General features: G+C 72.9%; 12 protein-coding genes and 1 rRNA gene. 11 read left to right on the top strand and 2 right to left on the bottom strand.

The window, feature by feature from the left end; all coding sequences use genetic code 11:
• The first annotated feature begins 206 nt into the window (after positions 1-206).
• The 3 genes from rrf (at position 207) to ACFVDP_RS32815 (ending at position 2273) form a co-directional block, all read left to right on the top strand.
• Positions 207-323, top strand: a 5S ribosomal RNA gene (rrf, locus tag ACFVDP_RS32825).
• Positions 324-519: 196 nt separating this feature from the next.
• Positions 520-1596: a hypothetical protein gene (locus ACFVDP_RS32820; RefSeq protein WP_383497749.1), complete on the top strand. Its 1077-nt coding sequence runs from the start codon at positions 520-522 to the stop codon at positions 1594-1596.
• A complete protein-coding gene (locus tag ACFVDP_RS32815) occupies positions 1488-2273 on the top strand; it encodes a hypothetical protein (protein ID WP_383497747.1) in 786 nt (261 codons plus the stop codon). Before ACFVDP_RS32820 ends, ACFVDP_RS32815 begins: the two co-directional genes overlap by 109 nt.
• Before the next feature lie 51 nt (positions 2274-2324).
• Here ACFVDP_RS32815 and ACFVDP_RS32810 read toward each other — a convergent pair whose 3' ends face one another.
• The gene (locus ACFVDP_RS32810) at positions 2325-3629 is read right to left on the bottom strand and encodes a DUF1015 domain-containing protein (RefSeq protein WP_383497727.1); all 1305 of its coding nucleotides are present in this window, start codon (positions 3627-3629) and stop codon (positions 2325-2327) included.
• Positions 3630-3700: 71 nt separating this feature from the next.
• Between ACFVDP_RS32810 and ACFVDP_RS32805 the strand changes: the two genes are divergently transcribed.
• The 4 genes from ACFVDP_RS32805 (at position 3701) to ACFVDP_RS32790 (ending at position 7923) form a co-directional block, all read left to right on the top strand.
• A complete protein-coding gene (locus ACFVDP_RS32805) occupies positions 3701-4762 on the top strand; it encodes an HAD-IIA family hydrolase (RefSeq protein WP_383497725.1) in 1062 nt (353 codons plus the stop codon).
• A 178-nt stretch (positions 4763-4940) separates the two neighbouring features.
• Complete coding sequence (locus ACFVDP_RS32800; RefSeq protein ID WP_383497723.1) at positions 4941-5987, top strand: FecCD family ABC transporter permease; 1047 nt, start codon at positions 4941-4943, stop codon at positions 5985-5987.
• Between the two features lie 8 nt (positions 5988-5995).
• Complete coding sequence (locus ACFVDP_RS32795; RefSeq protein WP_383497745.1) at positions 5996-7033, top strand: FecCD family ABC transporter permease; 1038 nt, start codon at positions 5996-5998, stop codon at positions 7031-7033.
• The gene (locus ACFVDP_RS32790; RefSeq protein WP_383497721.1) at positions 7030-7923 is read left to right on the top strand and encodes an ABC transporter ATP-binding protein; all 894 of its coding nucleotides are present in this window, start codon (positions 7030-7032) and stop codon (positions 7921-7923) included. The genes ACFVDP_RS32795 and ACFVDP_RS32790 overlap by 4 nt, the downstream gene beginning before the upstream one ends.
• Here ACFVDP_RS32790 and ACFVDP_RS32785 read toward each other — a convergent pair.
• Positions 7907-8254, bottom strand: coding sequence for an SCP2 sterol-binding domain-containing protein (locus ACFVDP_RS32785; protein ID WP_383497719.1), 348 nt, complete (start codon positions 8252-8254; stop codon positions 7907-7909). The two genes, ACFVDP_RS32790 and ACFVDP_RS32785, sit on opposite strands and share 17 nt — an antisense overlap.
• A 42-nt stretch (positions 8255-8296) precedes the next feature.
• On the opposite strand from ACFVDP_RS32785, the gene ACFVDP_RS32780 reads away from it, so the two are divergent.
• The 4 genes from ACFVDP_RS32780 to ACFVDP_RS32765 all read left to right on the top strand — a co-directional run bounded on the left by ACFVDP_RS32780 (position 8297) and on the right by ACFVDP_RS32765 (position 13810).
• A complete protein-coding gene (locus ACFVDP_RS32780) occupies positions 8297-8560 on the top strand; it encodes a hypothetical protein (protein WP_383497717.1) in 264 nt (87 codons plus the stop codon).
• Positions 8561-8567: 7 nt separating this feature from the next.
• Positions 8568-9383 carry a TlyA family RNA methyltransferase gene (locus ACFVDP_RS32775; RefSeq protein ID WP_383497715.1) on the top strand — a complete coding sequence of 272 codons (816 nt, stop codon included), beginning with the start codon at positions 8568-8570 and terminating at the stop codon, positions 9381-9383.
• On the top strand, positions 9380-10285 hold the full coding sequence (locus tag ACFVDP_RS32770; RefSeq protein ID WP_383497713.1) for an NAD kinase: 906 nt from the start codon (positions 9380-9382) through the stop codon (positions 10283-10285). Before ACFVDP_RS32775 ends, ACFVDP_RS32770 begins: the two co-directional genes overlap by 4 nt.
• 75 nt (positions 10286-10360) lie before the next feature.
• Positions 10361-13810, top strand: a complete 3450-nt coding sequence (locus tag ACFVDP_RS32765) for a hypothetical protein (RefSeq protein ID WP_383497711.1) — start codon at positions 10361-10363, stop codon at positions 13808-13810.
• The last annotated feature ends 1 nt before the right edge of the window (position 13811 follow it).

The following is a 13811-nucleotide window of genomic DNA, read 5'->3' as shown; positions in this document are numbered from 1 at the left end:
TTGATAGGCCGGATCTGGAAGCACCGTGAGGTGTGGAGGTGACCGGTACTAATAGGCCGAGGGCTTGTCCTCAGTTGCTCGCGTCCACTGTGTTGTTCCCAGACAACGAACAGTTGTGCTGGCTGAACAGTTTCACTTATCAATTGAAAAGTGTGCTAGTTCGCCGCCCTGTTCTTACGTCCCTCTTGAGGGATGTTTGAAAGGGTTTCGGTGGTCATAGCGTAAGGGAAACGCCCGGTTACATTCCGAACCCGGAAGCTAAGCCTTACAGCGCCGATGGTACTGCAGGGGGGACCCTGTGGGAGAGTAGGACGCCGCCGAACTAATTTTGAGAGGACCTTTGGTCCCGGCACACATGCTGGGGCCAAAGGTCCTTTTTGTTTTTCCAGAACTCTTCTCGAAGCGCGCCGGCACCCCGGCTGCGCGAGAATGACTGCGGTACCGAAGACAGGAGTCGACCGATGTCCACCAACTCTCCCGACGAGCGACCCGAGCGCGACCAGCGCCGCCGGGACAGTGGTGACCGCGGCGGATACCGCGGTGGTGACGGTCCCCGTCGCGACCGACGGGACGATCGTCCGTCGTTCGGTGACCGCGATCGGGATCGTGGGCCGCGCCGTGATGGTGACCGTCCGCCCTTCCGTCGTGACGACCGTCGTGACGACAACCGCGGTGGTGGCGGTGGCTTCCGCCGGGATGACAACCGGGGTGACCGGCGCGACGACAACCGCGGTGGTAGCGGCGGTGGGTTCCGTCGTGATGACAACCGTGGTGGTGGCGGTGGCTACCGTGGGCGGGATGACCGTCCGTCGTTCGGTGACCGCGACCGGGATCGTGGGCCGCGTCGTGACGGTGACCGTCCGCCCTTCCGTCGTGACGACCGCCGGGACGATCGACGCGATGACCGTCGTGACGACAACCGCGGTGGCGGCGGTGGCTTCCGCCGTGACGACAATCGTGGTGGTGGCAGCGGCGGTGGGTTCCGGCGCGATGACAACCGTGGCGGTGGCGGATACCGCGGTGATCGTCGTGACGACAACCGTCGTGATGACAACCGTGGTGGTGGCGGTGGCTACCGTGGGCGGGATGACCGTCCGTCGTTCGGTGACCGCGATCGGGATCGTGGGCCGCGTCGTGATGGCGACCGTCCGCCCTTCCGCCGTGATGATCGGCGCGACGACCGTCGTGACGACAACCGCGGTGGCGGCGGTGGCTTCCGCCGGGATGACAACCGGGGCGACCGGCGCGACGACAACCGCGGTGGCGGATACCGGGGCGACCGGCGTGATGACAACCGTGGCGGTGGCTACCGTGGGCGGGACGATCGTCCGTCGTTCGGTGACCGCGATCGGGATCGTGGGCCGCGTCGTGACGGCGACCGTCCACCCTTCCGCCGTGACGACCGCCGGGATGACCGGCGTGACGACCGGCGCGGTGGTGGCCGGTTCCGGGACGAGCGTGAGCGGGATCGTGAGCCGATCAAGCGGCTGCCGATTCCCGAGGACGTCTCCGGGTTCGAGCTGGACAAGGGCGTGCTGCAGGAGCTTCAGTCGCTGCCGAAGGGGCTTGCCGAGGACGTCGGCAAGAACCTGGTGATGGTGGCGCGGCTGATCGACGAGGACCCCGAGGGTGCCTACGGGTACTCGCGGGTCGCGCTGCGGCTCGCCTCGCGCGTCGCAGCCGTGCGCGAGGCCGCCGGTTTCGCCGCGTACGCCAACCAGAAGTACAGCGAGGCGCTGGCCGAGTTCCGGGCCGCGCGGCGCATGACCGGCAATGTCGAGCTGTGGCCCGTCATGGCCGACTGCGAGCGTGGGCTCGGCCGGCCGGAGAAGGCGCTCGACATGGCCGGGGCGCCCGAGGTGCAGAAGCTCGACAAGGCCGGGCAGGTCGAGATGCGGCTCGTCGCGGCCGGAGCACGGCGGGACATGGAGCAGCTCGACGCCGCCATCGTCACGCTGCAGAGCCCCGAGCTCGCCTCCAACTCCGTACAGCCGTGGACCGCGCGACTGCGCTACGCGTACGCCGACGCGCTGCTGGCCGCCGGGCGCGAGGATGAGGCGCGCGAGTGGTTCGCCAAGGCCGTCGAGTCCGACAAGGACGGCAGCACGGACGCCTCCGACCGGCTGGCCGAGCTGGACGGGGTCGAGTTCGTCGACGCCTTCGACGAGGAGGCCGAGGACGGTGCCGCACCGGCCGCGCAGGCCGATGACGATTCGCGTGACGAGCAGGAGCAGGAGCAGGAGCAGGAGCCGGAGCAGGGCCGGGAGCAGTAAGGACGGCTCTGTGCGGTGAGTGGCGGGCGGGTCCCTTCGGGGGCCCGCCCGTCAGTCGTCGGTGAGGGTGCGCAGGACCAGGCCCGACGCCGGCTTCGGGCCGAACGAGGTCGACTTGCGGGGCATCGTCACGCCCTGCTGCGCCAGCTCGCGGACGACGTCCTCGCGCACCGGGTGCATCAGCACCGCCGTACCGCCGTCGCGGCGCGCCTTGTCGACCGTGGCCTGCGTGTCGTGGATGTACGCGATGTCGGCGGGCGAGTCCTCCGGGATGCCCCAGACGTGGCCGAGGAGCGTCGAGTGCAGCACCGTCGCGTCCAGCGTGCGCCAGGGCTCCGGACGGTCCGTGCGGATCGTGCGGGCGAGAAGGGCCGGATCCGGGTGGTCCAGCAGGTAGTACCTGTCGGTGGTGCCGCCGGCCAGCAGGAAGGCGTTGCCCTCCGCGGCCGCCCGCGCCAGGGCCTCCATGGCGTGCGGGAGGGGGCCCGCGACCTCGCGTACGCGGAACGAGCCGTCGACCCCCGCCAGCGCCTCGGCGAGGGGAAGACGGTTGAGGAGGCGGTGGATGGCGCGGACCCGCAGGGGATAGCGGACCGTGTCGACCAGGAGCACCAGGCCGTAGTCCCAGGGGGAGGACGCGGACGCGGGGTGTTCCGTGCGCAGACGCAGATAGGTGGCCCAGCGGTGGTGGCCGTCGGCGATCAGGGCCTGATGGGTGGCGAGGTCGGCGTGGATCTGCGCGAGCTCCGCCGGGTCGGTGATGGCCCACAGCCGATGGCCGTAGCCGTCCTCGGTGGTCGTGGAGAGAAGCGGCGGGCTCTGCACGGTGCGCTCGATGGCGGCCGTGGCGCCGGTCGCGTCGCCGTTGCCGCGGTAGGTGAGCAGGAGCGGTTCGAGATTCGCCTCCGTGGCGCGCATGACACCGGCGCGGTCCTCGACGACATGCGGCATGACACCCTCGTGCGGCAGCACGACGCCCTCCGCCGCTTCCGACAGGCGCAGGGCACCGATGACACCGCGCTGGAGCATGTCGCCGCTCCGCTGCTCGTAGATGTACAGCGCGGGTTCCGGGTCGGGGGCGAGGACGCCCTCGGTGAGCCAGTGCCGGAGCGTGGCGGCCGCCTGGGCGTTGCGGGCGCCGGGATCGGTCGCCTGCGGCAGGATCAGCCGGACGATGTTGAACGGGTCCGCGCTCTCCAGATGGAGCAGGCCGTCGGGGCGTACGACGACGTCGTACGGGGGTGAGGTCACGGCGGCGAGGCTGCCGACCCGCTCGGGGACGTACCGCACTCCCCTGAACGGCATCAGGTCCAGGCCGTGGTTTCCCGTCTGCGCCGTGCGACCTGCAGTGTTCATTCGAGCATCGTACGAGTGTCAGTGCCGTGAGGGATGATCGGGGAGTGGGATCGAACGAGGAGCGATACGTAATGAGCCAGAGTGAACGCGGGGCGGCCGACGGCGGGCCGCGAGTGCGGCCCGAGGGCAGTGCGCGGGCGTTGAGCGAGGCCTATGACACCGCTCTGCTCGATCTGGACGGGGTCGTCTACGCGGGCGGGCACGCCATCGACCACGCCGTGGATTCGCTGGCCACCGCGCGGGACGGCGGGATGGCGCTCGCGTACGTCACGAACAACGCGCTGCGGACGCCGGACACCGTCGCCGAGCACCTGAGCGAGCTGGGCATCCCGACCGAGGCGGAGGATGTGATCACTTCCGCCCAGGCCGTCGCCCGGCTGATCAGCGAGCAGGTGCCCGGAGGGGCGCGGGTGCTGGTCATCGGTGGTGAGGGATTGCGGGTCGCGCTGCGGGAGCGGGGGCTCGTGCCGGTCGAATCCGCTGATGACGACCCTGCCGCGGTGGCCCAGGGGTACGGCGGGCCCGACATGACGTGGAGCCGGTTCGCCGAGGCCTGCTACGCGATCGCGCGAGGCGTGCCGTGGTTCGCGTCCAACACCGACCTGACCATTCCGAGCGGCCGCGGCATCGCGCCGGGGAACGGCGCGGCGGTCGAGGTCGTCCGGATCGCGACGGGTGCCGAGCCGCAGGTCGCCGGCAAGCCGTTGCCCCCCATGCACCGCGAGACCGTGCTGCGGACCGGGGCCGAGACCCCGCTCGTCGTCGGGGACCGGCTCGACACGGACATCGAGGGAGCGTTCAACGGCGGGGTGGACTCGCTGCTCGTGCTGACCGGAGTGACCGACGGGGCGCAGCTGCTGGCCGCGCCGCCGCAGCACCGGCCGACGTATGTGGACCGCGATCTGCGCGGGCTGCTGCGCGGGCAGCCGGATGTCGAGGTTGCCGGTGGCGAGGTGCGGTGCGGGGGGTGGACCGCCTCGGCCGGGAAAGGGGCGCTGGAGCTGGCCGGTGACGGGGATCCGATCGATGGGCTGCGCGCTCTGTGCGGGGTCGCCTGGGCGGCGGGCGGTGACGGTGTGTGTGAGCTGGACTCCGTGAAGGTTCTGAAGCGATTGGGCGAGGCCGGGCTTTAGCTCTCTGCCCGTGGCCGGCGAGGCGCCGAGGTAGGGGGTGCGGCGGTCGACGTGCGGGTGCCGGTCGCGTCGTGGCTGGGCGCGCAGTTCCCCGCGCCCCTGAGGGCGTGCGCTGCGCGCAGCCACCCCCGGCAGCCTCCCTGGGTGGCCGAAAGGGAAGATAGGCTACCCTAACCTGGTGTTGGTCGAGAGTCCCCCAGAAGCCGGCGCGGAGACCGCTCCCGCGCCCCCCGGCCGTCGTACGGCGATACGTACCGCCGTGCTGCTCGCGTCGGTCCTCGTGCTGGTGGTCGTCGTGCTGGCGAGCATCGCCGTAGGAGCCAAATCGCTCACGCTCGACCAGGTCTGGCACGGGCTGTTCCACGACACCAACACCTACGCGGACGTGGTCGTCGGGGAGCGGATCTCGCGCACCGTGCTCGGGCTGCTCGCCGGGCTCGCGCTGGGGCTCTCCGGCGCCGTGCTCCAGGCCCTCACCCGCAACCCGCTGGCCGACCCCGGCATCCTCGGCATCAACATGGGGGCGTCCGCCGCCGTCGTCACCGCCATCAGCTTCTTCGGCGTGACCTCGCTCAGCGGATACGTGTGGTTCGCCTTCGCGGGCGCCGCCGCCGTGGGAGTCCTCGTGTACGTGCTCGGGGGGACCAGGAACGCCACGCCCGTACGCCTCGCGCTCGCCGGTACGGCGGTCGCCGCCGCGCTCTCCGGCTACATCTACGCCGTGATGATCACCGACGACGTCGCGCTCAACCGGATGCGGTTCTGGCAGGTCGGCTCGCTGGCCACCGCCACCATGCACACGGTCCAGCAGGTGTGGCCGTTCATCGCGGTCGGGGCGCTGCTCGCGCTCGGCCTCGCACGGCCGCTGAACGCCATGGCCATGGGCGACGACACCGCACGCGCGCTCGGCGCCCACCTCGGGCGGACCCGCGCGCTCGGCATGCTCTCCGCCACCCTGCTGTGCGGCGCGGCCACCGCGGCCTGCGGGCCCATCGCCTTCGTCGGCCTGATGGTGCCCCACATGGTGCGCTCCTTCACCGGGCCCGACCAGCGCTGGCTGCTGCCGTACTCGGCGGTGCTGTCGCCGGTGCTGCTGCTCGGCGCCGACGTGCTCGGCCGGATCGTGGCCCGGCCCTCCGAACTCCAGGTCGGCATCGTCACCGCCGTCATCGGCGCACCCGTCTTCATCGTTCTCGTACGACGCCGGAGGATGGCCCAGCTGTGAAGACCGCTGTGAAGACCACCAAGGCGGTCCGCACTCCGGGCGGCCTCTCCGTGCGGCTCGACCCGCGCACCGTCGTCGTCGTGGCCGTCCTCGTCGTCGCCGTGCTGGCCGCGGGCGTCGTGCTCATCGGCACCGGCGACTTCCCGATCCCCGCCATGGACGTGCTGCGCACCCTGGCCGGCCACGGGAACGCCGGGCAGGAGTTCATCATCAACGACCTGCGGCTGCCGCGGGTCCTCGTCGGGCTGCTGGTCGGCGGCGCGCTCGGCCTGTCCGGCGCGCTGTTCCAGTCCATCTCCCGCAACCCGCTGGGCAGCCCGGACGTGCTCGGGCTCGGACAGGGCGCCACCGCCGGTGCCCTCGTGATGATCGTGATCTTCGGCGGCAGCGCGGCCCAGGTCGCCCTCGGCGCGCTCGTCGGCGGGCTCGTCACCGGCGTCGCCATCTACGTACTCGCCTGGAAGCGGGGCGTGCACGGCTACCGGCTCGTGCTGGTCGGCATCGGCGTCTCCGCCTTCGTGACCGCCATCAACGGCTATCTGCTCACCAAGGCCGACTTCGTCGACGCCGCCCGCGCCACCGTCTGGATGACCGGGTCGCTCAACGGACGCGACTGGACCCAGGTGTGGCCGCTGCTCCTCATGTTCGTCGTCATCGCGCCGCTCGTCGCCTGGTACGGGCGGCCGCTGCGGATGCTGGAGATGGGCGACGACGCGGCCGGCGCCCTCGGTGTGCCCGTCGAGCGGACCCGGCTGCTGCTGCTCGCCGCCTCCGTGGTGCTGACCGCGGCCGCCACCGCCGCCGCGGGCCCGGTGACCTTCGTGGCGCTCACCGCCCCGCAGATCGCCCGCCGCCTGACCAAGTCTCCGGGGCCGAACCTGCTGGCCTCCACCGTCCTCGGCGCCACCCTGCTGATCGTCGCCGACCTGGCGTCGCAGCGCGCGTTCGGCGCCGACAAACTGCCCGTGGGCGTCGTCACGGGCGTCGTCGGCGGCGTCTATCTGCTGTGGCTGCTCGTCACCGAGCGCAAGGCGGGGCGGATATGAGCCGCCGCACGCCCGACACGAGCCTTCGTACGAGCCAAAGGAGCACCGCCGTGAACAGGCTGATAGCCGACGACGTGACCCTCGGATACGACCAGCGCGTCATCGCCGAGAAGCTGTCCGTCGAGATCCCCGACCAGTCCTTCACGGTGATCGTCGGCCCGAACGCCTGCGGCAAATCCACGCTCCTGCGCGCCCTGTCCCGCATGCTCAAGCCCAGCACGGGCCGGGTGCTCCTCGACGGCAGCGTCATCCAGTCGATGCCCGCGAAGAAGGTCGCCAAGACGCTCGGTCTGCTCCCGCAGTCCTCCGTCGCGCCCGACGGCATCACCGTCGCCGACCTCGTCGCCCGCGGCCGTTACCCGCACCAGGGTCTGCTGCGCCAGTGGTCGCCCGAGGACGAGAAGGTCGTCAACGAGTCGATGGAGTCCACCGGCGTCGCCGAGCTCGCCGACCGGTACGTCGACGAGCTCTCCGGCGGTCAGCGCCAGCGCGTGTGGATCGCCATGGCGCTCGCCCAGCAGACCCCGCTGCTGCTGCTCGACGAACCGACCACGTTCCTCGACATCCAGCACCAGATCGACGTCCTCGACCTCTGCGCCGACCTGCACGAGGAGCAGGGGCGCACGCTCGTCGCCGTGCTGCACGACCTCAACCACGCCGCCCGGTACGCGACGCACCTGATAGCGCTGCGCGACGGCCAGGTGATCGCCGAGGGCGCGCCGAAGGACATCGTCACCGCCGATCTCGTCGAGCGGCTCTTCGGGATGAAGTGCCAGGTCATCGACGACCCGGAGACCGGCACCCCACTGGTGGTACCTGCCGCGCGGAAGGCCCGCGGGAAGCGGGCGGAGGAGGCCGCCCCGCCGGAGGTCGCTAAAGCAGCGTCCTGAGGCGCAGCAGGTCGCGGAACGACGCCTCCAGCTTCACGCGGCCGGAGGCCCACGCCTTCGCGAAGTTCAACCGCCCGTCCACCATCGCCACCAGGTCGTCGCCCGTCATCGCCAGACGGATCTGCGCCTTCTCGGCGGGTGTCCCCGGGCGGGTGTCAAGGACCGTGATCCGACCGCCTTCGAGGCGGCCGGAGAACGTCGTGTCCAGGTCTCTGATGTGGCAGCTCAGCGAGCGGTCCAGGGCGACCGCGGCACGTACGTCGCCGTCCGCGCCCGCCATGGAGTCCGAGAGCCTGCCGAGTGCCTCCCGGCACTCCAGAATCGTCGCCATCGTGATCGACGGTACACCGGCGCGACGAGGTAGCGTCTGGGCATGAGCGAGACTCCCGCCGCCGAGGCCCCGGTTCCGGCGGAACCGTCGTACGACCCCGCGGCACCCGCCCCCCTCGGCATCGAGCGCACCGTCACCGGCAACGCCGAGGTGGACGCGCAGCTGGAGCGTCTTGCCGATGTGGACCACCTCGCGGCAGACGGACACGTCGAGGTGTACGAGGATGTACACCAGGGGCTGCGATCGGCGCTGACGGCGCTGGACGCGCGGCCCCAGCCCACGTCCCCGTATGAGTACAGGAGCTGAACCGACCGTGGCAGGTGTGGCACGTCGCCGCCTCGACGCCGAACTCGTCCGCCGCAAACTGGCCCGCTCGCGCGAGCACGCCAGCCAGCTGATCGCCGCGGGCCGGGTCAGCGTCGGCAAGACCGTCGCGACCAAGCCCGCGACCCAGGTGGAGACCGCCGCGGCCATCGTCGTGCAGCAGGACGACGGCGATCCCGAGTACGTCTCGCGCGGCGGGCACAAGCTGGCGGGAGCCCTGGCGGCGTTCCTTCCGCAGGGGCTCGTGGTAGAGGGCCGGCGGGCCCTGGACGCCGGGGCCTCCACCGGTGGCTTCACCGATGTGCTGCTGCGCTCCGGCGTCGCGCACGTGGTCGCCGTCGACGTCGGGTACGGGCAACTCGCCTGGTCGCTGCAGAGCGATGAACGCGTCACCGTCAAGGACCGTACGAACGTACGCGAACTGACGCTGGAGGCGATCGACGAGGTGCCGGTGGACGTGGTGGTCGGAGACCTGTCCTTCATCCCGCTCGGCCTGGTGCTGCCCGCGCTGGTGCGGTGCGCGGCGCCCGACGCCGATCTGGTGCTGATGGTGAAGCCGCAGTTCGAGGTGGGCAAGGAGCGCCTCGGCAGCGGCGGTGTCGTGCGCAGTTCCGAGCTGCGGGCCGAGGCCGTGCGCGGAGTCGCCGCGCAGGCGTATCGGCTCGGCCTCGGCGTGCGGGGCGTGACCGCGAGCCCGCTGCCCGGGCCGTCGGGGAACGTCGAATACTTTCTGTGGCTGCGTGCCGGGGCGCCCGAACTGGACCCGGCCGACGTCGACCGTGCAGTGGCGGAGGGGCCGCGTTGACCCAGACCCGAGATCGTACTGTCTTCCTGCTCGCGCACACCGGACGGCCCGCGGCCATCCGCAGCGCCGAACTCGTCGTCGAGGGCCTGCTGAGGAGCGGCCTCGGAGTACGGGTCCTCGAGTCGGAGGCATCCGATCTGCCGCTGCCGGACTCCGTCCAACTGGTGAAGGAGGCGACCCCGGCCTGCCTGGACGGATGCGAGCTGCTCATCGTGCTCGGCGGGGACGGGACGCTGCTGCGCGGCGCCGAGTTCGCCCGCGCCTCCGGGGTGCCGATGCTCGGCGTGAACCTGGGGCGCGTGGGATTCCTTGCGGAGGCCGAGCGCGACGACCTCGACAAGGTCGTCGACCGGGTCGTCACCAAGGAGTACGAGGTCGAGGAGCGCATGACGATCGACGTCGTCGTGCACCGCAACGGCGACATCGTGCACGAGGACTGGGCGCTCAACGAGGCCGCCGTGCAGAAGACCGAGCCCGAGCGGATGCTGGAGGTCGTCCTGGAGATCGACGGGCGGCCCGTCACCGGCTTCGGGTGCGACGGGATCGTGTGCGCCACGCCCACCGGGTCGACCGCCTACGCCTTCTCGGCGGGCGGACCCGTGGTGTGGCCCGAGGTCGAGGCGCTGCTGATGGTGCCGATCAGCGCGCACGCGCTGTTCGCCAAGCCGCTGGTCACGTCGCCGGATTCGGTCCTGGCCGTCGAGGTGCAGCCGCACACCCCGCACGGGGTGCTGTGGTGCGACGGGCGGCGGACCGTCGAACTGCCCGCGGGCGCGCGCGTGGAGGTGCGGCGCGGGGCGGTCCCGGTGCGGCTCGCCCGACTGCACCACGCCGTCTTCACGGACCGGCTCGTGGCCAAGTTCGCACTGCCGGTCGCTGGTTGGCGCGGGGCGCCGCACTAGCGCGACCGTCCGTATCGGCCGGCCCCTTCGTTCTGGGGCGCCCTGTTGTCAGTGGGGCTGCCTAGCATGGTCGTCATGGCAGATACGCAGGTGGGGGCGGCCGGGCGGGTGCTGCTCGGGATACTGGACTCCGCCTCGGAGACGACCGGTACGAGCGGCACCGCACTCGGCGCTGTGCGGGGGACGCGGCCCGCGCGCTCGGTGGCGGCGAAGGTGGCCGCCGCCGGGGGAGTGGACGCGGAAGCGGGCGCTTTCCTACGGGAGTTGACCGAGCGTCATCTCGGGGGTGATCTCGACCGCTGGCGTGCTCTGTACGACGTGCTCGGCGGTTACCGGGGCACGCTGCCCGAGCTGCTCGCCGACGGGCCGCTGCCGCCCGCCGTGGCGGACGGTGCGCTGCGGCCACCCGCGCCCCGGAGCGCGCACGCCACGCTCGGACTGCTTCTCGAACACGCCGAGCCGCGGGACGCGGCGGCCGTGCTGGCCGCCCTGCCCGAGCGGGCCACGGCAGACCTGCTCTCCGGAGGCGCGCTGCCCGCGCCCGCCCTCGTCGGCGCCGTCGTCGACCACGGCGACAGCCGCTGCCGCGCCGCCCTCGCCCGCCATGCCCGCCTCGACCCACGGGTGCTGGCCCGGCTGGTCGCGGTCGGGGACGCGCAGGTCGCCGCCGCCGTCTACCGCACCCCGCGGGCCACCGCCTCCCTGCGCCGCACCATCGCGCACCGCTTCGACACCACCCCGCTGGACGCCACGCTCCGCGCCGAGCTGACGGCGGCGCGCGGCGCGGTCACGCGTGCCTGGCTCGCGCCGCTGCTCGGCTCCGGCGACCCGCAGCTCGTCGCCGCCGCGCTGCGCCGGGGCGTGCGCCAGGTCGCTCAGCAGTACGCCCTGGTGCGGGTCTGGGAGCGGAGCGGCCCGGACGCGGTGCGCGCGCTGCTCGACGACCCCGGCGTCGCCGGAATGCTGGGCAAGCCCGTCGTCGACGCGGTCACCGAGGCCCTCGCGGACGCGGGCGGCGACGGCCCGCGCACCTTGCGCGCACAGGGCGAGCCCTACGAGGATCCGGCGCGGCTGCCCGCGCTGCTGGCCACGGCCCGTGGCACCAGCACCCTGCGCGACCTGCTGTCCGAGCCGTACGCCCAGGACATCGACGCCCTCGCCCGGGCGCACGCCGAGAGCCCGTTCATGCCCACGGCCTGCGAGGAGCTGGCCCGGCACGAGGCGGCGAGCGACGCGCAGCGCACGGCGTTCCGGCTGAGCGTGCTCAACGAGCCCTGGCGGGCCGGCGGCCGTCGCGCCGGGAACACCACCCCGCCCGCGCGGCGCCTCGCCGAGGAACAGCTCGACGACAGCGCCGTCCGCTGGGCCGAGGGCATGGCCGGTGCCGGACTGCTCGACCCGACGGACCTGATCCGCGTCGCGCGGCCCGCCACGCACGCACTGGACGCGCTCGCCCGCCTCGCCGAGCGCGGCCTTCTGGACGGGGCGACCGTCGCCGAACTGCGCGCCCTGACCGGGACCCACCTCCGGGAGCGGGCGGAGGGCTGGGCGGCGTTCGACTCCCTGCTCACCGAACACCGCGGAGACCTCGCCGAGTTGATCGCTCGCGCGGGCAAGACGGAGGTGAGCGCGCCTCAGGAAGTGCAGCGGCCGTCCGTGGTTCCGGCGCCGCGCGCCCCGCTGAACCACCGCGACCGGTCCGTCGCCCTGGCGGCGCTCGACCTGCTGTACTCCGTCGCCCCCGCCGGCGCGCCGTACCCCGAAGACCCCGATGTGCTCAGCGCGTTGGCCGCGTACGACTGGGGCGACGCTCCCGGGCTCGCCACTCCGCGCTGGTTCGTCGAGGCCTGTGCGCCGCACGGGATCCCGGTGTCCGAGGACGGGGCCGCCTACCGGACGCCTGGCCTCGCGGAGGTGTGCGCGGAGCTGCCGCAGACCTACGGATCCGGGGCGCAGGTCTTCGAACATGCCTATGCGCAAGGCGTGTTGAGTGCCGAAGCGCTGCTCGCCCTGCTGCCCGCGCACCGGCTCCTTCTGCTGCCCCACGACTGGCGGCGGCTCGCGTTCGCCCACGCCTGGCGGGCCGCGCTCGCCCGGCGGCTGCGGACCGGGCCGGGCACGGACCCCGACGCGTGGCTCGCCCTGGCCGCGCTCGCCTCCGGCGCCAACGCGGAGGGGCCGACCTGGGAGGAGCTGCTGAGCCGTGCTCCTGCTCGGGGCGCCACGTCCGAGCCCGTGGAGCGGCCCGGGCCGAGCACCCCCGACGAGGCGATCAAGCTCCTGGAGCGGGGCGACCACCTGTGGGCATGGCCGATCGGCACCCTGCTGAGTCTGGCCGACGCCGAGGCCGTGGACGCCGTGCTGCCCCGGCTCGGACCCGACGGGCCCTGGCGCCTCGCCGCCCATCTCCTGCGCCACGACCGCACGCCTCGGCCGCTCCTCGACCGGCTGCTCGCCACCCGCGACCCGGACGCGCTGCGCGTCCTCGCCGCGCAGTCCCGCTGGCTCGACGGCGACTCGCTGGAGCGACTTGTCGACCTGGACGACCCCGATGTCGACCTTGCCCTGCTGCGGCACTGGAACCCCCGGTCCACCGTGCTGCGGATCGTGCACCGCTCCCGTCCGCGCCTGGCGGCCCGCGTGCTGGCCGCGTGGCGCGCCGACGGCGGTGACCGGCCGGCCGGGGGCCTGGCGTGGCTGGACTCCGCCGCGCCCGACCTCGTCGAGGAGATCCTCGTCGGGGAAGGGGCACGCCTGGGCCTCGGCCATCAACTCCTCGGCTGTCTGCGGCTGCTGGAGCACGGCGGCGCCGACCGGCTCGCCCGGCTCGCAGGCCGGGAGCTGCTGGCCCGCACCGCCACCACCGTCTGCGCGAAGGCCCTCGCGTCCAGCGACCCCGCCGCGGTCATCCGGGCCCGCCTCGACCGTGAGCTCGCGCCGGACAAGCTCGTCGGGAAGCTGCGGCGGGCCCGGCACGCCGCACAGGCACGCGACGTGGTCGAGACACTGCCGCCGGGGCAGGCCGTCGACTGGGCGGCCCTCGAAGCGGCCCACGCCGCCGAGCCGATCCCGTACTGGGCCGACCTGGTCGGGTCGGCCGGAGTCCCCGAGGACGTACAGCTGCGGCACGCGGCGCTCCTCGCGGAGCCCGGGCCGCACGGCCTGCCCACGGGGGCGCGGCTCACCCGGGAGCGGGCCCGGCACGGGCTGGGCGGTCTCTTCACGGCCCCGCCCGCCACCCAATTGGACGGACTGCTCGACGCGGGTCTGCTGACCGGCACCGACCTCCTGCATCTGGCGGCACCGGCCGGCCGCCTCCTCGCCTACCTGAGCGGCACGGCCCGCCGCACGGACGCACCGGCCGGGGCCGCCGCCGCCCGCGCCGAACTCGCCACGCTGGTGCGCGCCCGGCTCGGCACGGACCGGACGGCATGGACGCGCGTCGCCGAGCGGCTGACCGGGCGCGATCCGCGGGCGGAGGCGATGTGCACGGTGGCCGGGCTGCTCGACGGGGGAGGCGCCTAGG

The sequence above is a fragment of the Streptomyces sp. NPDC057694 genome (assembly GCF_042799415.1).
In the GTDB taxonomy this organism is placed as follows: Bacteria; Actinomycetota; Actinomycetes; order Streptomycetales; family Streptomycetaceae; genus Streptomyces.
This window is presented reverse-complemented; position numbering and strand designations above follow the sequence as displayed.

Coding starts and splice junctions, on each gene's coding strand:
- ACFVDP_RS32810 (WP_383497727.1), bottom strand. CDS start 3,629: ATGAACACTGCAGGTCGCACGGCGCAGACGGGAAACCACGGCCTGGAC.
- ACFVDP_RS32805 (WP_383497725.1), top strand. CDS start 3,701: ATGAGCCAGAGTGAACGCGGGGCGGCCGACGGCGGGCCGCGAGTGCGG.
- ACFVDP_RS32790 (WP_383497721.1), top strand. CDS start 7,030: ATGAGCCGCCGCACGCCCGACACGAGCCTTCGTACGAGCCAAAGGAGC.
- ACFVDP_RS32785 (WP_383497719.1), bottom strand. CDS start 8,254: ATGGCGACGATTCTGGAGTGCCGGGAGGCACTCGGCAGGCTCTCGGAC.
- ACFVDP_RS32780 (WP_383497717.1), top strand. CDS start 8,297: ATGAGCGAGACTCCCGCCGCCGAGGCCCCGGTTCCGGCGGAACCGTCG.
- ACFVDP_RS32765 (WP_383497711.1), top strand. CDS start 10,361: ATGGCAGATACGCAGGTGGGGGCGGCCGGGCGGGTGCTGCTCGGGATA.